This window comes from Kribbella caucasensis, from assembly GCF_004361855.1.
GTDB lineage: Bacteria > Actinomycetota > Actinomycetes > Propionibacteriales > Kribbellaceae > Kribbella > Kribbella caucasensis.
Window position 1 is genome coordinate 580,253 of the sequence record NZ_SNWQ01000001.1, and the last position, 19,429, is coordinate 599,681.

21 protein-coding genes are annotated in these 19,429 nt (G+C 68.6%); 6 read left to right on the forward strand and 15 right to left on the reverse strand.

The annotated features are described in order from the left end of the window. The first annotated feature begins 85 nt into the window (after positions 1 to 85). Positions 86 to 799, forward strand: a complete 714-nt coding sequence (locus EV643_RS02800) for a hypothetical protein (protein ID WP_133798321.1) — start codon at positions 86 to 88, stop codon at positions 797 to 799. Positions 800 to 816: 17 nt separating this feature from the next. Here EV643_RS02800 and EV643_RS02805 read toward each other — a convergent pair whose 3' ends face one another. After that, positions 817 to 1,194 carry a YrdB family protein gene (locus EV643_RS02805; protein ID WP_133798322.1) on the reverse strand — a complete coding sequence of 126 codons (378 nt, stop codon included), beginning with the start codon at positions 1,192 to 1,194 and terminating at the stop codon, positions 817 to 819. Between the two features lie 111 nt (positions 1,195 to 1,305). Between EV643_RS02805 and EV643_RS02810 the strand changes: the two genes are divergently transcribed. Next, positions 1,306 to 1,998 (forward strand): TetR/AcrR family transcriptional regulator, encoded by a 693-nt coding sequence (locus EV643_RS02810; RefSeq protein ID WP_133798323.1) that lies wholly within the window; start codon positions 1,306 to 1,308, stop codon positions 1,996 to 1,998. On the opposite strand, the gene EV643_RS02815 is transcribed toward EV643_RS02810, so the two are convergent. The 9 genes from EV643_RS02815 to EV643_RS02855 are packed head-to-tail and all read right to left on the reverse strand — an operon-like array spanning position 1,995 to position 12,833. Continuing rightward, entirely contained in the window at positions 1,995 to 2,369 is a 375-nt protein-coding gene (locus EV643_RS02815; protein ID WP_133798324.1) for a DUF4913 domain-containing protein, read from the reverse strand. The two genes, EV643_RS02810 and EV643_RS02815, sit on opposite strands and share 4 nt — an antisense overlap. Next, positions 2,359 to 4,215: a type IV secretory system conjugative DNA transfer family protein gene (locus EV643_RS02820; protein ID WP_133798325.1), complete on the reverse strand. Its 1,857-nt coding sequence runs from the start codon at positions 4,213 to 4,215 to the stop codon at positions 2,359 to 2,361. The genes EV643_RS02815 and EV643_RS02820 overlap by 11 nt, the downstream gene beginning before the upstream one ends. Further along, positions 4,215 to 7,133, reverse strand: coding sequence for an LAGLIDADG family homing endonuclease (locus tag EV643_RS02825; RefSeq protein WP_133798326.1), 2,919 nt, complete (start codon positions 7,131 to 7,133; stop codon positions 4,215 to 4,217). The genes EV643_RS02820 and EV643_RS02825 overlap by 1 nt, the downstream gene beginning before the upstream one ends. Before the next feature lie 16 nt (positions 7,134 to 7,149). Beyond that, positions 7,150 to 8,658, reverse strand: a complete 1,509-nt coding sequence (locus EV643_RS02830) for an SCO6880 family protein (RefSeq protein ID WP_202869356.1) — start codon at positions 8,656 to 8,658, stop codon at positions 7,150 to 7,152. Then, positions 8,645 to 10,153 (reverse strand): TrbL/VirB6 family protein, encoded by a 1,509-nt coding sequence (locus tag EV643_RS02835; protein ID WP_133798327.1) that lies wholly within the window; start codon positions 10,151 to 10,153, stop codon positions 8,645 to 8,647. The genes EV643_RS02830 and EV643_RS02835 overlap by 14 nt, the downstream gene beginning before the upstream one ends. A 2-nt stretch (positions 10,154 to 10,155) precedes the next feature. Next, entirely contained in the window at positions 10,156 to 11,031 is an 876-nt protein-coding gene (locus EV643_RS02840) for a TrbL/VirB6 family protein (protein ID WP_133798328.1), read from the reverse strand. Further along, positions 11,031 to 11,870, reverse strand: coding sequence for a DUF8175 domain-containg protein (locus EV643_RS02845; RefSeq protein ID WP_133798329.1), 840 nt, complete (start codon positions 11,868 to 11,870; stop codon positions 11,031 to 11,033). Before EV643_RS02845 ends, EV643_RS02840 begins: the two co-directional genes overlap by 1 nt. Positions 11,871 to 11,918: 48 nt before the next feature. Next, a complete protein-coding gene (locus tag EV643_RS02850) occupies positions 11,919 to 12,179 on the reverse strand; it encodes a TrbC/VirB2 family protein (RefSeq protein ID WP_133798330.1) in 261 nt (86 codons plus the stop codon). 15 nt (positions 12,180 to 12,194) lie between these two features. Continuing rightward, positions 12,195 to 12,833: a DUF6668 family protein gene (locus EV643_RS02855; protein ID WP_133798331.1), complete on the reverse strand. Its 639-nt coding sequence runs from the start codon at positions 12,831 to 12,833 to the stop codon at positions 12,195 to 12,197. 249 nt (positions 12,834 to 13,082) lie between these two features. Between EV643_RS02855 and EV643_RS02860 the strand changes: the two genes are divergently transcribed. Beyond that, a complete protein-coding gene (locus EV643_RS02860) occupies positions 13,083 to 14,483 on the forward strand; it encodes a hypothetical protein (RefSeq protein ID WP_166665288.1) in 1,401 nt (466 codons plus the stop codon). Continuing rightward, positions 14,480 to 14,755 (forward strand): hypothetical protein, encoded by a 276-nt coding sequence (locus tag EV643_RS02865; RefSeq protein WP_133798333.1) that lies wholly within the window; start codon positions 14,480 to 14,482, stop codon positions 14,753 to 14,755. The genes EV643_RS02860 and EV643_RS02865 overlap by 4 nt, the downstream gene beginning before the upstream one ends. Before the next feature lie 91 nt (positions 14,756 to 14,846). Here EV643_RS02865 and rplI read toward each other — a convergent pair whose 3' ends face one another. The 5 genes from rplI to EV643_RS02890 form a co-directional block, all read right to left on the reverse strand. Continuing rightward, positions 14,847 to 15,293: a 50S ribosomal protein L9 gene (gene rplI, locus EV643_RS02870; protein ID WP_133798334.1), complete on the reverse strand. Its 447-nt coding sequence runs from the start codon at positions 15,291 to 15,293 to the stop codon at positions 14,847 to 14,849. A 14-nt stretch (positions 15,294 to 15,307) separates the two neighbouring features. Next, entirely contained in the window at positions 15,308 to 15,541 is a 234-nt protein-coding gene (gene rpsR / locus EV643_RS02875; protein ID WP_133798335.1) for a 30S ribosomal protein S18, read from the reverse strand. 78 nt (positions 15,542 to 15,619) lie between these two features. Beyond that, on the reverse strand, positions 15,620 to 16,210 hold the full coding sequence (locus tag EV643_RS02880; protein ID WP_133798336.1) for a single-stranded DNA-binding protein: 591 nt from the start codon (positions 16,208 to 16,210) through the stop codon (positions 15,620 to 15,622). Positions 16,211 to 16,302: 92 nt separating this feature from the next. Continuing rightward, the gene (gene rpsF / locus EV643_RS02885) at positions 16,303 to 16,593 is read right to left on the reverse strand and encodes a 30S ribosomal protein S6 (protein ID WP_012924541.1); all 291 of its coding nucleotides are present in this window, start codon (positions 16,591 to 16,593) and stop codon (positions 16,303 to 16,305) included. A 186-nt stretch (positions 16,594 to 16,779) separates the two neighbouring features. Further along, the gene (locus EV643_RS02890; protein ID WP_133798337.1) at positions 16,780 to 17,943 is read right to left on the reverse strand and encodes an MFS transporter; all 1,164 of its coding nucleotides are present in this window, start codon (positions 17,941 to 17,943) and stop codon (positions 16,780 to 16,782) included. 94 nt (positions 17,944 to 18,037) lie between these two features. Here EV643_RS02890 and EV643_RS02895 point away from each other — a divergent pair, with 94 nt between their 5' ends. Further along, positions 18,038 to 18,538, forward strand: coding sequence for an Lrp/AsnC family transcriptional regulator (locus tag EV643_RS02895; RefSeq protein ID WP_133798338.1), 501 nt, complete (start codon positions 18,038 to 18,040; stop codon positions 18,536 to 18,538). Positions 18,539 to 18,601: 63 nt separating this feature from the next. After that, positions 18,602 to 19,405, forward strand: a complete 804-nt coding sequence (locus EV643_RS02900) for a deoxyribonuclease IV (protein ID WP_133798339.1) — start codon at positions 18,602 to 18,604, stop codon at positions 19,403 to 19,405. Positions 19,406 to 19,429 lie beyond the last annotated feature (24 nt).

A 19,429-nucleotide genomic window follows, 5' to 3' on the forward strand; every position in this document is an offset into this window, starting at 1 on the left:
GGGGACTGGATGGCTTGGGGTAGCGGGCGAGGCCTGGGCGGCTGACCTGTTCGTGCGGCATGGTGTTTCAGACGGAAGGAGCGGCATGGCCGACACTGACGACGACGAGCGGATGTCCGAACTCGAGCCGGCTGGGCGCGAGGAGGACGGCGAGGGCGCCCCTGGTGAGCGTGCCGCTGGGGTGGACCGTCGGGCGAAGGAGTGGGAGGCCGGTGCCGACCTGACCCGGCAGGAGGCCCTCAACACGGCGGACGAGGAAGAGGCCGACGCCGATCGCGAGACCGAGGCCCGCCAACTCCGCGAGGAACTCGAGCAGGACGCCCTCGAAGAACGTGACCTGGAGATCGCCCGCCGTCGCGACCTGAGCCGGCGCGATGCCGAGGTGGCTGAAGCCTTGCGGCTGGCCCGCAGCGATGACCTGGCTCGTGACAACTTCCGCTCCCGCGCCGATGCCGAACGCAGGCTGGCCCGCCAGGACCGCAGCCGGGCGACAGCCCTCGATGCCGGGGCGGCCGGGCGGGACGATCCGAGAGCGGACGCGGATCGAGCCAAGGCGGACCGCTACCGGGCGTCCGCGAGGATCGAGACCAACCGGGCCCGCTACGACGACGCCACCGCCGACTCCTACAGCGCCGACGGCCAGGAACGCCGGCTGCAGGCCTCCGAGGCTCGGCGCCCTGAGCAACCACCGGCCGCCGAGGCCGCCTTCAAGCCACCGCGGACACCCGTGGCCCGGAAGAACGTCAAGAAGAAGAAGTTCAAGGACAAGGAACTCGGTAACTTCGGCCTCGGCGACTGATCACGAGGCCCGGCTGATCACTCGGTGGTGCGCTGGATCGTCGGTGAGGTGCCAGCGGTCAGGTCGCCGACGCGGATGACCAAGAGGTTCGATTCGACGACCACAACGAAGACGACCGCCAGGATGCGGTGGTCCAGGCTCCACAACGCCAGCCCCGCCAGCCCGAACATGGCGACCTTGACGATCGCGGTGATCACCGGATTGCCGTAGGAGGCGGTCGGCGCGGCGAAGAGTCCCCACACGAACGCGGTGATCAGCGGCAACCCGATCGCGAGCAGCAGCCGGACAAGGGTGCTGTTACCCGTCCGCCAACCCCACCAGGCGAAGACGCCGAGCGCCACCAACTCCACCACGAACGCCAGCCCCAGGTTGATCCAGCGCCAGATCTCCGACATCGCTTCACCCTCCCAGATTTCAGAGAGCACCGCTCTCTCTTGCTGCCAGTATGCGGCTCCCGGCGACGCAAAGCAAGAGCACTGCTCTCTATTTGAGGCTAGGATCAGATCATGGCACCGACCCCACGGCAACTGGCGCACGAGCAGACGATGGCCGACATCCTGCGGATCGCGCACCGGCAGCTCGGGACCGAGGGCAGCGCCGGGCTGTCGTTACGCGCGATCGCCCGCGAGCTCGGGCTGGTCTCGTCGGCGATCTACCGGTACGTCCCGAGCCGCGACGAGTTGCTCACGCTGCTGATCGCCGAGTCCTACAACAGCTTCGGCGACGCGGTGCAGGCTGCGGAATCACGCTGCAAGAGGGACGATTTCGGCCGGCGTTGGCTCGCCCTTGGGCGCGCAGTACGGCGCTGGGCCGTCGCCAACCCGGCGGAGTGGGCGCTGCTCTACGGCAGCCCGGTCCCGGGGTACCACGCGCCACCAGAGCGCACGACCGAGGCCGGGAGCCGGGTCCCCCTGCTCCTGCTCACTCTGCTGGCGGATGCCGACCTCAAGCCGTCGGCGGACGATCCACCGATGACGGCAGCACTCCACCGCGAACTGGAGCGGCTAAGGCCGGGCCTACCCGGCGAACTCCCACCCGAAGTGCTCGGGCGCGGTCTGCTTGCGTTCTCCTCGCTGTGCGGCCTGGTGAGTCTCGAACTGTTCGGCCAGTTCACCAACACCGTCACCCAGTTCGCGGGCCACCTCGACCATCAGCTCGCCCGCCTGGGCGAGCTGATGGGTCTGCCAGAGCCCTACTAGATCCCGCGCAGGTTCGGTTGGCGCTGGTCGAAGAACAGGCCGGACGGCGGCTCCTCCACCGGCAGCGGCGGGATCGGGTAGTCCGTGTGCGCAGAGCGGCAGGCCGCGAACGGGCCGTCCGGGTCGAGCAGCGCCATCATGTGCGGGTCCGCGTGGTCGCGCCACCAGACCGACATCCCGGTCGCCGGGTCGAGCCGCAGGTGTTCCCAGGCCCGCCAGATCGAGTCGAGCCGGCTCAGTGCCTCGGCGTGCCGGTACCACTCCGGGCACCAGACGAACTGCTGACCGAGGCGACGCGAGTACAGGTAGACCAGCCGGTCCTCGACGAAGGCGGCGACGTGGGGATAGAAGAGCTCCTGGTCACCATCCACGCCGCTGCTCCTCGTTCTGCTGCTCCCATTGCGGGACCTGCGGAGCCGCCGGCTGCGGCGGCCCCGCCTGCGGCCGACCGGCCGCCACCCAGGCGTTCGCGCCACCGCCCTGGGGAATGGCCGCCTGCGCCGCGCCCGGGTCGTACTTCGCGAACGAGGCCTTCACCGCGGGCGCGTCCGGACGTGCCATCCACGGAACCGTTCTGATCATCGTCGCCGGGATTCCCGACGGGAACACCACGGCCCGTCCGGGCGGCATCGAGGCCAGATCGGACACCTCCATGATGTGGTGCCGCTGGGTCTGCCGGCTGGTACCCCGCTCGCCCTTCTGGTACGAGACCGAGCTGGACACGATGTCGTAGTCGCCGATCAGCTTGCTCAGCCGCTCGAGGAAGTTCGCGTCGGACACACCGCCGCCGTACACCCGGATGTTCGCGGCCGACCAGAGCTTCTCCATCCCGCGCTCACCCCAGCACTCCATCCCCTGCGCCCAGGACTGCAGGATCGTCATCAGCACGATGCCGCGGGAGCCGTAGTGGCTGTACAGGTCGGGCAGGTTCTTCCAGCGGCAGACGTTCGCCGCTTCATCCAGGACGCCGACCAGCGGGCTCGGCATCCGGCCCATCGGGCAGGTCTTCGCGTAGTCCTCGGCCGCCTCGACCACGGCCACCGTCATCGCGGTGACCAGCGGGCCCGCGGTACCGGCGCCTTCCTTGGACAGGCTGTACAGCGTGCCGCCCTCGCGGACGAACTGGTGCGGGTTGAACTGCGGGCGGTTGTCATTCGGCCCTTGCGGGGTGACCCAGCGGGTGACGGTGCGGTTGATCAGGAACTGCGCGCTCTGCTGGGCCGTGCCGTAGACACCGGCGCGCTGCTTGTCCGGCGCGTTGATGACACCGGCCAGCGCGTGCGCGGACAACTCCAGACCGGGGGTGTTGCGCAGGATGCGCTCCGGCTCGTCGTTGCGCTGGTCCGCGAGCCAGCTGTAGACCTGCGTGATCGGGCGCTTGGCAACCGCCGCCGCCAGCAGCAGGCCGGCCAGCAGATCGGTGCCGGCGGCATCGAAGAACGCGTCCGTCTGGGCGCTCTCCTTGCGCTGCGACGCGACGAAGTGCTCCGCCAGCTCACGCGCCTTCACCTCGTCGACGACGTAGCTGAGCGGGTTCCACCACCAGTTCGGCTCCTCGGCGCACACCTCCTGCGGGTCGAACACCCAGACCGGCCCGAACTTCTCCCGCGGGCCGCGGGAGGCGTCCACGATGTCGCGCTTGTTCGAGGTGGCGATGACGGCACCGGGGGCGTCCAGGATCGCCGGTACGGCGCGGGAGGTGGTCTTACCGGTTCGCGGACCCCAGATGTCGACGTGCATGTCTTCCCAGGAGCCGAACACCTCGAGGTTGTCCCGTACGGTCCGCCCGATCAGCACCCCGGGTCCGGCGTGACCGGCGCCGAGCCGGTTCGCGATCTCCTGGGCGCCCTCGCGGGTGATCTTGCGGATGTCCTGGCGCTTCGACATCAGCATCGCGGACTTGTCCACCCGGGACGACTTGCCCTGATTCCGGCGGACCAGGAAGAAGCCGAGCCCGACCAGGCCGCCGAGCAGCAGCACCTCCAGCAGCAGCATGGCGGTGGCCACGCCGGACCAGCGGGTGGTGCCGTCCATCAGGTCGATCAGGGCGCTGACCGGATTACCCGAGACCGGCCGGGTGTCGTTGATCGCGGCTGCGATCTTGAGCGAGGACCAGACGCCGCCGAGCACGATGGCGAACAGGCCGATGCCGATGAACACCAGCACCGACTCGACGGACAATCCGCCGGGACCGGTGCTCTTCCTGCCTTGTGCCACTAGTCCTCAACTCCCGTTCTGGCGACCACCCGCGTGGCCGGGTCGGGTGGCGGCAACTGCGCCGGGCCGTCGAAGCCGTACTCCGCGACGACCTCCTCGGTACCGTCCTCGGCGATCTCCACCTTCATCGGGCGGCCGTCCTCGCCGGTCTTCCAGAGCTTGTTGGTGTCGTTGATCTCGCGCTCGACCGAGGTCAGCCCGACGTGCACCGGGATACCCGGCCGGCCACCGACCTTGACCAGGAAGTTGCCTCGTCCGGGCGGCGCGGCCTCCTCCCCGGTGGCCGGGTCCCAGGCCGGCGGGTCCTGCCAGCCGATCAGCATGTTCTGCTCTTCCTCGGACAGCGGTACGACGGCGGTCAGGTTCTCCATCTCGGCGCGCGGCAGACCACCGCAGATCACCATGCCGGACCGCTCGACGAAACCCTTCGCCTTCATCCGGTCCTCCGGGTGCTCGAGGGCCAGCAGGTCGGACATGGTGTGCGAGATCATCGCCATCCCGACACCACGCTGACGGTTCAGCCGGGTCAGCGCGTCGACCCGGTCGACCAGGCCGCGACCGGCCCGCAGTACCCGCCAGAGCTCGTCGAGGATGACGAAGTAGTGCCGCCGGGGCTCCAGGCCGGCGTCGGCCAGCGCCTGGGAGACGGCGACCGCGCCGAAGCCGTAGGACCAGCAGGCGAGCAGCACGGCGGCCTGCAGGTTGGTCTCGGAGTCGTCGATGTTGGACACGTCGAAGACGACCGGGCGGTCCATCTGCATCGGGTTGTCGGTCTGCTCGGAGAAGATCTCGCCGAGCCGGCCGCCGCCGACCAGACCGATCATCGAGGCCTCCAGGCCTTCGGTGACCTCCCGGTAGCGGTCCATGCTGCCGCGGTCCAGGGCGACGTTGCGGACCCGGTCCGGGGCGTCCTGGATCACCTTCAGCAGGTCCCGCAGTACGGGCGTGCCGTGGGTGTGGCGCTCGTCCAGCACCTTGAGCGCCTCGTCGATGATGGTCTCCTCGCGGTCCGAGGGAGGCGCGGAGCGCATGATCGAGATCAGCGCGGAGACCATCGTCTGGCGGCGGCCGTGCGCGTCGGCCTGGATCGCCTGCCGGGCACTGCCGGTCAGCCGCAGCGCCGCCCCGCGAGACTCACCGGGGTCCAGCACGTTGAGGTGACCGCGACCGCGGCCGAGCTGGATGACCTGGCCGCCGAGCGCCTCGATCAGGTCCTTGTAGTCGGGCTTGAGGTCACCCAGTACCAGCGGCTGGATGCCGTACCCGGCCATGCCGAGGGCCATCCGGCGGGTGATCGTCGAGTTATGGGTGGTGATGAAGGTCCGCCCAGCCAGGTACAGGCCGTCGGCGTTCGCGACCTGGATGCATCGCACGGCCCTCGATGCCACCTTGCGAGCCGCAACCACATAGCGGCGTGAAGTACGAGCAGGCTGACCGACAGTCCGTTCCGCGTGGACAGCAGCTTTCCGCTGGAGCCCGAACACCTCGTCCGTGGTGGTGAAGCCGATCTTCCACACGGGGCCACAGTCTCGGCCATTCAGCATCGCCCGGCCTTCGCGAAGGGTAGGCCGGTAGCCGAGGCTGGCGACAAGTTCGAGGACATTCTCGGCCAGCCCCCGGCAGGTAGAGGTGTACTGGACTTGCCCACCGGCCGGGGAGACCGTGCCATCCGTGTCGAGCAGGCCGGCCAGAAGTTCTCGCCGCTGTCCATCCGATGCACGCAGGTACGACGCAGGGATGTGCTTGTTGCCCAGCACGCCGAGTTCTCGAAGCACCTCCGTCAGACCGACGCCCTTCTGCCGGTAGGTCCCCGGAATCGACAGCCGGTAGAGCAGGTGGCCGTTCGGCTCGCACTCGATGCCAGCCGCCCGGATCCGATCGACAATGCCCTGATCAATCGTCGTCAGCCTTGGCGCTGCGCTGTGTCCGTCCCCGAGCCAGGCACCGAGCACATACGGATCGAGCGGCAGTTGCGCCTCGGGCAAGGAGAGACCTGGCATCACGCGGATGGCGTGGTTGGCCTTGCCACCGGCCGTCAGCGTCGCCGCGATCTGCGCGGTGGTGATCGGCGTATTATCCGGCGTCCGAGCCCGCTGATCGTTCTTCGTCCTGCGCAGTGCCTCATCGACTGCGCTGATCAGCGATGCCGCGTCGTACCAACGCCTGCTGCCATTGCTGCGGATCGGCTGCACCCTGCCGGCCCACCGATACACGGCGCTCTCGCGAGTGGTCCCATTCCAACCGAGGGCGCGGGTGAGGTCCCGGACCGAGACAGGCTCGTCTCCGAGCTTGGTCCGGGCGTCACCAACAGCTGCCAGCTCGGCCTCGGAGCCGGCCGCGAGACGCTTACGAGGAACATTCCGCTCGACCCAGTTCCGTCGCCGATCCTCAACCGTCTCAGTGCTCCACAGATGCTCCGCATCGGCGACGATGGTCTCGCCAGTGGAGAAGGTCAGCTCCCAGCATTCCCGGTCTGTCATCACCTCCGAAACGGCGACTACGGCGGTCGGTCGGCCATTCGCATCGAACACGAAGTCGCCTGGCTGCAGATCGGCCATCCGGCGGAAGCCGTCGGGGGTCGGGATTTGGGAGTCGACGTCGAGCGCTTTGCCCAGACCAGGCTTGCCGAGCACGAACATGGACGGGTTCGAGATCAGCTTGGCCCGCATGAACCAGCTGATCGGGTCGCAGCACATGGTCGCGCCGGACAGGATGTTGCGGCCGATCGGAACGCCGACCATCGGAGACCCGGTACCGGCGGCGAACGGCCACATGCCGCACACCTGGACCGTCGTACCGCGCCACTCGGCGGGAGCCTGCAGGTAGGTCGAGTAGCCGGCGCCCATACCGGGCCAGCCCCGCGGCATCGGGCGTTTGCCGCCACGCAGCGGGTCGACCGGCTTCTTCTTCTTGCTCATCGCGGCTCCCTCCGGTTCACAGCGATTCCCTGAGCCCGGCCGGCACCGAGAGGTGGCTCTGCATCACGACGCCGAGCGGCAGCGCCGCGACGAAGGCAGAGTCCTGCGAACCGTAGGCCGGGCGGAGCAGCACCCTGGCGGTGGCGCCCAGGTTGTCCATCGCGGCGACCATGTCGGGCAATTGCTCGGCCGTCATCACCGTGCCGGTGACGACCATGCCGAAGTTGATCAGACCCGCACCACGGGCCTCCTCCTGCGCGGTTCGGTCCGCGGCCCTGGCCTCTGCCATCGAGCGGGCCGACGGCCGGGACGACGCGGTGGCGCGGAAGGAAGCGTTGCGCTTGTCCGCCTCCACCATCCGGGCAGCGGTGGCCGCGTCCAACGGGCGGTAGAGCAGCGTGACCCGCTTGCGGTCGATGTCCGGGTGTGGAGCGACCAGCTGGGACAGCACCGAGGAGAACACCTCACCGCGCGGCGCCTGGGTCATCGCCCAGCTGATCGACCACGCGCTGTCGTGCCGGTACTTGTCCCAGAACGCCTGGGCCCCGGCCGGACCGACATCGGTCCACTGCAACTCCGGGGACATCCCCTGGCCGCGCGCCTCGTCGATCAGTACCGCGGCCGCCGGGTCGTAGGCGATCCGGATGGTCTCGCAGAGCTCCTGCGCGTTGACCGGCCGGGCCGCACCGGCACCGGTGGAGTTCAGGCTCTGGGTCAGCGCGGGGAGCCGGGACGCGAGCTCGCGGCCCATGTCCTCTTCCTTGCGCTTCTTGCCGTTCCGGTCGGTGCCCTTGAAGGTCAGCGCCACCCGGGCCGACACCAGCGCCGAGCCCTCGGGGTAGGTCGTGAGCACCTCGGACAACATCGCCCGGGCGATCGCCGGGGTGTCCTCGCGCATGTTCTGGCCGACCTCGCGGCGGAGCCGGATGCCGGTGTCCGGCGCGGTCTCCACCGTCACCGAAGCGGCGATGATGCCCGGCTCGTGGCCGAGTGACGCGAGCCAGTGGCCCCAGTGCGCCACCCAGACGTCGATCTGATCCTCATCGACCAGCGAGGCGCCGTCGGGCTCGGCGTTGATGATGACGGTGAAGTGCCGGGTGCTGGGGTAGTACAGCAGTGCGAACGGCCGGCCGTACGAGTCCTGGAACTCGCTCAACTGAGAGGCGGCGGCCAGCCCGGGCAGCTGGAACTTGCCCCACGCCGTCCGCCCGAGCGGGCCGGACCGGTAGTGATTGTGCTTGGCCATCTTCGCTCGCTGCCATCCAATCCGGGTCGAGAGCCTCTGCAGGGCCGAGTGCCCGTGCTTGTCCTTCGTCATCAGCATCAGTAGGAGGGTGCCCACCAGCGCGAGGGTCACCACCGCGCCGAGGACGCCGGCGGCCAGGATGGCGATCATGGTCATCACCAGGCCGCCCATCATGATGCCGGTGCCGAGCGTGCCCAGTCCGGCGATACCCGCGGAGGCGGGCGCGCGCCAGTTGCCGTAGGTCCTCGGTGCGCTCCGTACGCTGTCAGCTGCTGCCACTTGGTCCCTCATCCTCGATCTCGCCGGCCACGTCCTCGGTGCCTTCCTTGATCGTGTCGAAGACCTTCTTGGCCGCTATGGCTGCCGCCACGACGGCGATGCCGACCGGGCCGGCTGCGGCACCGGCGCCCGCAGCGGCACCACCGGCCGCCGCGCCTCCGCCTGCGGCCGCGCCACCGGCAGCCGCACTACCACCCGCAGCCGCACTGCCACCCGCAGCCGCACTACCGCCGGCAGCGCTGCTGCCGGCGGCACTCCCGCTGCCACCTGCGGTACTAACACTGGCGCCACCGGAACTGCCACCGGTACTGCCACTTGCGCCACCGGTACTGCCGCTGGGCGGTGAGCTGTTCTGCGAGCCGCTGGGGCTGGAGCTCTGCGAGGGGGACTGGCTGGAGCGGGGGACGTTGCGGGAGCCGGACGGGCCGTCGCCCTCGCTGTCAGCGGACTTGGACACCTTGTCCGCGACCCCGTCCGCGCCGACCATCTTGGCCGCGAGCGCGCCCGCTCCCGCCGAGCCCGCTGTCGCAGAAACCATCGGCACAAGGAACTTCATCAGCGCCGGCAGTGCGAACAAGGCGAGCATCAGCAGCGTCACGCCGGTGACCATGTTCATGATCTGGGTGCCGGGATCCTGCGCGGTGAAAGCGAGCGGACCGTTCCGCTCTCCTTCCTCGAACGCGGCGCCGGTCAGCTTGATCGCGGTCGCGTAGATCAGCGCGCCGACCGGCTTGTAGAGCCACCACGCGACGAACCACGCCGTCACCCGGCTGAACCAGGCCTTGCCCATCTCGGTGTTGGTGGCCGCGGCCGCGATCGGCAGAATGCCGAGCAGCAGGATCATCATCGCGCTCCGGACCACCATCAGGACGATCTGGATCACCGAGGCGAGCAGGGTGATGATCGCGATGGTGATCATCAGCCCGATCCCGACCGGTCCGGCGGCGACGGACAGGCCGAGCAGCACAGTCATCGCATCACCGAACGACTGCCCGTTCGCCGCGGCGATCGAGCAGGTCCAGCCGGTGGTCGCGTCCGTGTCCAGGGCCGTCGCGACGATGCACTTGGAGAACTGGTCACCGATCTCGATCATGACCTGGGCGATCGCGACCGCCATGGTCGACGCGATCGCCAGCGTGATCAGCGAGCGGAGCAGGTCCCGCATCCCGTCGCCGCGGTGCGACCAGGCCATCTGGGCACCCGCGACGATCATCCCGATGATCGCGGCGAAGACCGCGATCCACTCGGTGCGCTCCCAGATCCAGCCGACGGTGGCGCTGGCCGGCTCACCATCGCGGTTACCGACGGCCGGTGTGTCGACGAAGATCCAGAAGGTGCCGATGGTGGTCATCACCTTGCCGACGGCGTCGGCAAGGGCGCTGAGAATGGGATCGAAGATCAACGCAATCAACGCCTCTACAGCAGGGGTCAGTGCAGCCAGCAGGAAGTCCTTGATGCAGTCGAGCCAGCCGTCGTCACAGAGCAGGGGGAGCATTGTCAGCCTCCGGTCGGCGGGGAGACGAAACGCAGGATGGCGGGCAGCGCCACGACCGACAGCATCATCATCGTCACGCCGGTGATGACCGCGAGCGTCTCGTTGGGCGCGCCGTACGGGCTGCCGATCAGTTTGATCGCGGCCGCGTAGATCAGCGCGGCGACCGGTTTGTACAGGATGAAGCCCGCCAGCCAGGCGACCGACTTCTTGAACCAGGCCATCCCGGCCTGGGTGTTGGTCGCCGCCGCGGTCAGCGGCAGGACGCCGACGAGCAGGATCAGCATGCCGTACCGGATCACCATCAGGGCGAGCTGGACCAGCGAGGTGATCACCATCAGGATGCCGATCACGATGACCAGCATCAGCCCGACACCCTCGGTCCGCAGCGGGTTGACGATAATCGAGCCGACCCGGTCGGAGAAGGTCCCGGTGTCGATCGCCTCGTCGATGATCCACTCGGAGAAGATGTCGGAGATCTGGATCAGGCTCGACGCGAAGGCGACGCCGGCTCCGGACACGATCACCATGGTGAGCAGGCTCTTCAGGATGTCGCGGACCGGCTCGCCACGCTGCGAGACCGCCATCCGCACGCCGCCGATGATCATCGCGAGGGTCGCCGCGAAGACGACGATCCAGAGCGTCCGCTGCTGGACGAAGTCGACGGCGCTGTTGGCTCCCACATCCCCGGTGTCGATGTCGACCCACAGCGTGCCGACCGCCTTCATCACCGCCTCGACGGCCAGGATCACGACGTGCTTGATCGCGTCGAAGACGAACTTGAAGATGCTGCCGACGACGCTTTCCAGCGCCTTGCCGAGGAACTCCGTGACGCAGTCTCCCCAGTCCCAGGGCGCCCACGAACAGCCGAGAACGATCATCACGCGCCTCCGAACCGGACGTAGCCCTCGAGCGACTGCAGCACATCCGGCGCGACCTCACCGTTGAAGCTGCCGTCGGCTTGCAGGACGACTCGCCAATCGCCGTCCGTCCACATCAGGGTGACCGGCAACGCGGCCACCTTCGTGTTGCCGATCTGCACCGCGATCGAGACGATCGCCCGGTTCGGCAGGTAGTCGACCACCTTGAACCCGACGAACTGCGCGGTCTCCGCTTCGCTGTTCCGAGGGGTCGGGGAGGTTCTGGCCGCGGTCAGCGCCCGGGTGCGGCCCGGGCCGGGCACGATCCGCTCCTGCAGGACCGCCTCGGTCAGGTCCGGGTTGCGGATCTGGCCCAGCGTCACCATCGCAGCCAGCACGGCACCGGTCGGCGAGTGGGCGAAACAGTGCCGCAGCCCGTTGGCGTCGGTCGAGGCCGGACCGCCGGCCGCCTGTAGCGGGACCAGCATGTCGGTCTCGAACTGCCAGCTGACAGCCGGCGGGGCCACCCGCGGGACGCGCTGATCAGGGTTCTTGTTCTTGCACCCGCCGGTGCCGGAGTTGAGCGGTGGCGGGGTCGGCTTGGCCGTCGGCTGTCCCGGCGTGGCCGGGGGTTCAGTGGGCTCGGTGGGCTGCTCGGTCGGCTCGACCAAGCTCGGCGACGCCGACGGCTGTGCGCCGGAATCGTCACCGCCACCGCTGACCACCAGCCAAACGATGGCGCACACCACCACCGCTCCGACGATGATCGCCGACGCGACGAAACCCGGGCTCTCCCAGGGGGAGGAGGATTCCGCGTCGGCGTCACCGTCGGAGGAGTCGCGGCCACTGAACAAAGCCATCGGCGAATCAGCCCCGCATCAGGCCGAGCAGGGCGGTGCGCGGCTCGGTCATACCAGCGCGGTGACGAACGCCGAGGCGGTACCGATCACGATGCAGCCGGCCAGCACCCAGCCGAGACGAGCAGCGTGCTCGCCACCTTCACCGCGGCGCTGACCGATCGCCATCATGGCGCCGGCGATGATGACACCGAGGATGCACAGCGACATGGCGATGGTGGAGACCCAGCCGATCACCTCGTCGACCTTGCCCTGCACACCGTCCGGCAGGTCTTCCATCGGAACGAGCAGCGGTACGAACTTTGCCAACATGTGCAATCGAACCTTTCAGTATGGGGCGGGGTAGTCCGCGGGGTTTGACGCGCGAAGAGCGTAGATGGATTCAAGTACTTCGAACACTTCGTCTGGCGTGTTCTCTGGCGTGGGATCCTCCCCCCTTCGCCACTCCTCGATCCAAGGGATGTCCCAGACCCTGGGCACCCCTCCGCCGACGATGTCGGCGAAGTCGTCGAGCACCCGGGGCAGCCGGCCCGGGGCATCCGCGATCAGAACCAGGCCCAGCACCGCGACACCCTGGACCACACCGGACGCCCACTCGATCGCGGCCCGCTGCGCGGCGCGCAGACCGGAGCCGTGGGTGCGGGCCACCAGGACCACCGGGGTCGGCACCGGCGGCGGCGGGATCGGCCAGCGATGGCCGGCCGCGCGGGTGCCGGGCAGCAGCAGTGACATGGTCGTCTCGCCGGCGCCACCGTGCACGCCGACCCACCAGAGCGTGTCCGCGGCCGGGATGGCGAACTTCGGCAGCCGCTGGTCCTCGGCGGGCGCCGGAACGCCGTGCTGGGGGGCGGAGGGGCCGCGCGGGGGACCGTCGGACGGCCGCGAGGGGCCGGGCTGCGGCGGCTCCGCCGTGCCCTGTTGCGGCGACTGCTGCCGAGTCCACGGATTCTGCTGCGGTTGTGTCATGGCCCCTCCTCTCGCGGTGTGTCACAGGCTGTCGCCCTCAGTATTCTCTCGCTATCCGGGTGTACTGGCGTGACCCATCCACAGGCGAGGATGTTTCTACCCCCTTTTCGGGGTCAGACGAGCCGGCCCGGCTCGCGGAACGGCATGCAGCCGGGCGGGCAGGCATGGGCTTCGGGCGAGGACATGCTAGAACGTGGCCGTGACTGGCCGTCGATCGAGGGAGACGTGTGGCTGTGATGAGGGGTGACCATGGCTGACAAAGGCATCCCGTCATGGCCGAAGGTCACAATCCGGCTTTACGACGATCACAACGCCGAAGTGAAGATCGCCGGCCGCAGCCACCCGGTGAACCACCACGATCCCCGCCAGGCCGCGATCGGCCTGGTGGCCGAGCGCGCGGCGCAGCTCGGCCGCGCGGTGAAGGCGACCGCGGTCGAGTCCGACGGCGCGTCCTGGCCGCTGGTCATCCACCCGGACGGCCAGGTCGAGGCGATCGAGGTGTCGACCAAGTCGGACAAGCCGATCTGGCCGATCATCGTCGCGGCCGCGCTGGCGATCGTGCTGGTCGGCAGTACGGCGGTGTACCTGCTCGTGGTGCGCGGCTCGGGCGGCGACCCGAAGCCACCCGCCGCCAACAAGCTGCCGGAGTTGCCGGCGCCGAAGGTCGGGCCGGACCAGTTCGTGGCCCGGCCGGTCCCACCGGGCTGGTCGGCGAACGCGAGCTGGACGGTCGACATCGCCGAGAAGTCGACCCCGGTGGTGTCCCCGGACGGCAGTGAGGTCGCCATCCTCACCCCGGACCAGAAGGTCGCCGTCTTCGACAGCAGCGGCAAGGTGCTCTGGCAGGACAAGGTGCCGAAGAACGCGAAGAATCCTGTCTACACCACCATCGACTCCAAGCCGGTGCTCGCCGTGGCCGCTCCGAAGAGCCTGCTCTACTGGCCCGGCGACGGCATCGAGTCGACCGAGGTCGAGCTGCCGGACGGCGCCAGCGTCCAGTTCTTCGGGACTTCGCCGCTGGTCCTGCTGAACGACGGTGCGGCGGGCGCCAGCGTGGTGAGCGGCGGCGAACTGCGTCCGGTGCCGAATCAGCCCCGGTTGTCGACCATGCTGCTGGCCGAGGGCGACAAAGCCCTGATCGCCCGGTACGCCGGCCCGCTCTACTGGAGCCAGCCGGGCAAGGATCTGGTCGACGTGGCGCTCAAGCCGCCGCCCGGGGCGACCGCCATCGACCACATCACGATGGCCAGTCCAGGGCGTGCCCTGGTGATCTGGAAGACCAAGACGTCCGAGGTGATCCCCTCGGTGAACTCGACCGTCGACGGCTCCATGGTGGCCGCCTGCCCCGCCGTCGGCTCGAGCCGGCCCAGGACCTGGAAGTGGTTGCCGGACGCCAGCAACAAGGTCGCGGCCTACGGCGAGTGCCTGATCGACCAGACCAACCGGAAGACCCGCCTGATCGACGACTTCGAACCGTTGTCCGTCACCCAGACAACGATCTTCGGCAACCTGACCAGCAATCTGGTGGCGGTTCCACCGGGCGGCAAGCCGGTGACGGTCCCGTCCAACACTGCCCGCCCGTGGGGGATCGCCGGCAACCACGCCATCGTCGTCCACGCCTCGGTCCTGTACGCCTTGGACAAGAAGTGACCCCAGGTACGCCGGGTGGGGCGCGGGTGGCTCGGCGGGTGCTGGCGGCGCTGGCGATCGGCGTACTGGTGTTCTCGCCGGTGTCGGCCGTCGCCACCGGGCTGGCCGACGATCCCGGACCGGTGGACTGGCCCGAAGTCGAGCAGGCGACCGAGGTCAACAGCAGCGGGGCCGACCCACGGCCGGTTGATCTGCCGACGATCGAGCCACCCGAAACGGGCGACGGCACCGACCCCGGACCCACCGAATGGCCCGCTCCGGAAGAGCAATAAGCCGCCAGGAAAGACAGCGAGCATGCGCAACGGCCCGCTCTCGCGATGAGAGCGGGCCGTTGTGGTGTTTCGGGTGAAGCGGACCGGCTGGTCAGCCGGCGACCACCTCGAGCCGGACGGTCGCGGCGACGTCCGGGTGCAGCTGCACGGTGACCTGGTGCTTGCCGGTGGTCTTGATCGGCGTGGCGATCGCGATCGCCCGCTTCTCCACCAACGGCCCACCGGCGGCCTTGATCGCGCCGGCGACATCCGCCGGGGTGACCGAACCGAACAGCCGACCGGTCTCGCCGGCCTTCACGTCCAGCTTGACGCCGAGCTGCTCGAGCTGGTTCTTGACCTCGCTCGCGTGCTCCTTGCCCTTGATCGCACGGGCGTCACGCGCCCGCTTGATCGACTGGATCTGCTTCTCCGCGCCGCGGGTCCAGCCGATGGCCAGCCCACGCGGAACCAGGTAGTTGCGGCCGTAGCCGTCCTTCACCTCGACGATGTCGCCGGGAGCTCCGAGGCCCTCGACCTCCTGCGCCAGGATGAGCTTCATGTCTCAGACCTCCCTCAGCGAGCCGTGCTCGTGTACGGCAGCAGGGCCACCTCACGAGCGTTCTTGATTGCCGTCGCCACATCGCGCTGGTGCTGCACGCAGTTCCCGGTCACCCGGCGGGCGCGGATCTTGCCGCGGTCCGAGATGAACTTCCGCAGCAGCGCGGTGTCCTTGTAGTCGACGTACGTCGCCTTGTCCTTGCAGAAGCCGCAGATCTTCTTCTTCGGCTTCCGAATGATCTTGGCCATTGTGGTGCTCTCCTCCTACTAGAGCCCGGCACAGGTGCCGGAATGGTCACTTTTGAGTGTTGGTCGCCCTGCGGCGGATCAGAACGGAGGCTCTTCCATCGAGCCGCCGCCCTGGTTCGCCCAGGGGTCGTTCTGCGGGGCGGACTGGCCGCCACCACCCTGGCCACCGCCACCTTGGGGGGTCGCCCAGGGGTCGTTCTGCGGGGCGCCACCCTGGCCGCCACCGCCGCCCTGGCCACCACCCTGGTTGCCGCCGTAGCCACCACCTTGGTTGCCGCCACCCCCGAAGCCGCCGCCGTCGGAGCGCGACGTCTTGGAAATCTTCAAGGTCGCGTAGCGCATGCTGGCGCCGATTTCTTCGACGTCACACTCGAAAACGGTGCGCTTGTTCCCGTCGCGATCGTCGTAGCTTCTCGCCTTCAGACGACCGTGAACGACGACCCGGGCACCGCGTTGCAGGGACTCGGCAACGTTCTCGGCAACTTGACGCCACACCGCACACGAGATGAAGAGGGTCTCCCCGTCCTTCCACTCGTTGGTCTGCCGATCCAGCGTCCGCGGAGTACACGCGACGGTGAAATTCGCCACCGCGGCCCCCGAGGGCGTGAACCGCAGTTCCGGATCACCCGTCAGATTTCCGATCAGGGTGATGGGTGGTTCGCCTGCCATTGCCGTTCCTCCTGCTTTCGGGTGTGGCTTTGTCAACAACTATCAGTAGCGGCTGGCGCCGACAGAACCGATGGCTGCTGACGACCCCAGGGTCAGTGCTGGTCCGGCCGGATGACCTTGGTCCGGAGGATCGACTCGTTCAGCGTGAGCTGACGGTCGAGCTCCTTCACCACCGCCGGCTCGGCGGTCAGGTCGATGACGGCATAGATGCCTTCGGCCTTCTTCTTCACGTCATAGGCCAGCTTGCGCCGGCCCCAGATGTCGAGCTTCTCGACCGTGCCACCTTCCTTGCGGACGATGTTCAGGTACTGGTCGAGGGACGGCTCCACGGTGCGCTCTTCGAGCTCAGGGTCGAGGATCACCATGACTTCATAACGACGCATGCGCGAACTCCACCTCCTTCGGACTTGGCGGCCACGGTCTCTCCGTGGCAGGAGGGCGATGCGGGTTGCCCGGTGCCGACAATCGCCGTCGACGCCAAGCAAGCAGCCCGGTCGATGGACCGGGCCACAGTGAAAGAATACCAGCGTGGCGACACCCGACTGACCATATCCACAGGGCAATTCCAGTCACTCTCCGTCATCGACTGCCACTCGCTCGTCAACCCGGGTACGGCGCAGCACAAGCACGAGCAACGGGATCGTGAGAACCGCCGAGGCGACGCTGAGCAGTGCGAAACCACCCTGGGTGAAGAGCCAGGGCGAGGCTGCGGTGGCCAGCGCGGAGACGGTCCAGATGGACGACTCGACCTTGCTCTCCAGGTCGGCGGGCGCAGCGACACCGAGGCTGACCAGCTGCGCGCTGCCGCCGAGATAGCAGAGGTTCCAGGCGTAGCCGAGCAGGAACAGGGCAGGCGTGAAGGTCATGCCAGGTTGCGCGACGAGTACGGCGGCGACGAGCAGAGTGGCGAGTCCGGTGAGCATCACAGGTCGAGGCCCGGCCCGGTCGATCCACCAGCCGGTCAGCGGAGCCAGTGCGAACATGCCGAAGGTGTGCGCGGACAACATCACCCCGAGTAGGCCGAGCCCGTCCCCGTGGTGATGAGCGTGCACCGGTACGGCGGTCATCAGCGCGACCATCACCAGATGCCCCACGACCATCACACCAGCGGCTAGGACTGCGGGCGTACGTCGAGCCGCGGACGGGTACTCGCGGTGGTCCGGTCGCGGGTCGGCCGCGGAGTCGACCCGGATGTAGCTGGACGCGACCAGTGCGGAGAAGACAGCAGCTACTGCGAGCAGGAACGGTCCGGCGATTGCCGGTAAGCCCATAGCTGTGGCGAAGGTCTGTGAGGGTGCCAGGAGGAACGGTCCGCCGACCGCTCCCGCAGTACTGGCCCAGACGACTGTGCTCATGGCGGACGCGCGCCGGGAGGCTGGTACCGCGTCAGCGGCGGCGTACCGGGACAGGAGGCTCGCCGCGTTCCCGGCACCGAGCAGGAACATGCCGGCGAAGAGCAGAACCACGTGTGCGCCGACTGCGGACAGCACCGTCAGCGCTGCGCCTGCGACACCGACGCCGTACCCGGTGCGGAGTGCCTGAGCGCGTCCCAGCCGGGCGGTCCAGCTACCGACGGCGAGCGCACCGGCCGCCGTGCCCAGTACCCCGGCTGTGTTGGGGAGACCGGCCAGGCCGGGGCTCAGTTCGTCGGAGATCAGGATGGTGCTCACCGCGCTTGCGGCGACCATGGCGGCGTTCATCAGGGCGGCGGCCAGAACGACGGGGATCAGCATGTCCAACACGCTAGGAAGGCGGCCGGCGTCGCTGAATGCATGAAGTAAGGCGTTCGGCCTTGCGGAGGGCCGATGTCGAAGGTGTTCTGAGGAGATGACCTTTCAGGAGCGGAATCTGGACGCGACCGACTGGCAGATCCTCGCCGAACTGCAGGCCGACGGGCGGCTGTCGTTCAACCAGCTCGGCAAGCGGGTCAACCTGTCACCACCCGCGGTGGCAGACCGGGTACGCCGGCTGGAGGAGTCCGGCGTGATCGCCGGCTACCGGGCCCAGGTGGATCCGGCCCGGGCCGGTCAACCGCTGTCCGCCTTCGTCCAGATGCGGTGCACGACCGGACGGTGTCTGCTGAAGACCACGCGCGCTGAAGACTTCCCCGAGGTACTCGAGATCCACAAGCTCAGCGGCAACTCCTGCTCGATGCTCCGCGTCCGGGTCACCTCCATGCGCCACCTCGAAGGCCTCTTCGAACGCCTCGGCGAACACGGCGAGATGAACACCCACGTGGTCCTGTCGACAGAATTCGAAGGTCGCCCGGTCCAGCCACCCAGCGACGAATCCCGGCCGGTGACGCGCTCGGCGGGATGGGGCTCCTGAGATCGGGGCGGTGGGGCGGGGAAGGTTTCAGTACTGTCGGTGGGCAGTTCTAGGGTGGGTGGCATGAGTTTGAAGCTGGGTGCGCATGTCGATCAGGAAGACCCGCTGGCCGAGGCCGCTGATCGGGGCGCCGACTTGGTGCAGTTCTTCCTCGGCAACCCGCAGGACTACAGGGCGCCGAAGCTCGCGTACGCCGACGGCGAGGAGGCGCTGCGAGACCGGGCCGCCGCCGCGGGCGTCGACCTGTACGTGCACGCGCCGTACCGGTTGAACGTGGCGAACACGAACAACCGGATCCGGATCCCGAGCCGGAAGCTGCTCCAGCAGACCCTCGACAAGGCGGCCGAGATCGCGGTCAAGGGCGTGATCGTGCACGGCGGACACGTCGGCGACGAGGACGACCCGGAGGCCGGGTTCGAGAACTGGCGCAAGTGCATCGAGCGGGCCGAGCTGCCGGTGCCACTGCTGATCGAGAACACGGCCGGCGGGGAGAACGCGATGGCCCGCCAGCTGGACCGGATCGCCCGGCTGTGGGACGCGGTCCAGTCGTCCGGCAACGACCGCCTGGAGAACGTCGGCTTCTGCCTCGACACGTGCCACTTCCACGCCGCCGGCGAGGAGCTGCCGACGATCGTGGAGAAGGTGCTGGCGATCACCGGGCGGATCGACCTGGTGCACGCGAACGGATCACGGGACGAGTTCGGCTCCGGCGCCGACCGGCACAGCAACTTCGAAGAGGGCCACATCGACCCGGCCGACATCGTCGCGGTGGTGCAGGCCGCGGGCGCCCCGGTCGTGGTCGAGACCCCGAACGCGGAGAACGGGCAGAAGGCGGACATCGACTACCTGCGCGCACGCCTGAAATAGCCGCCGGTACTGCGGGTCTGTGGT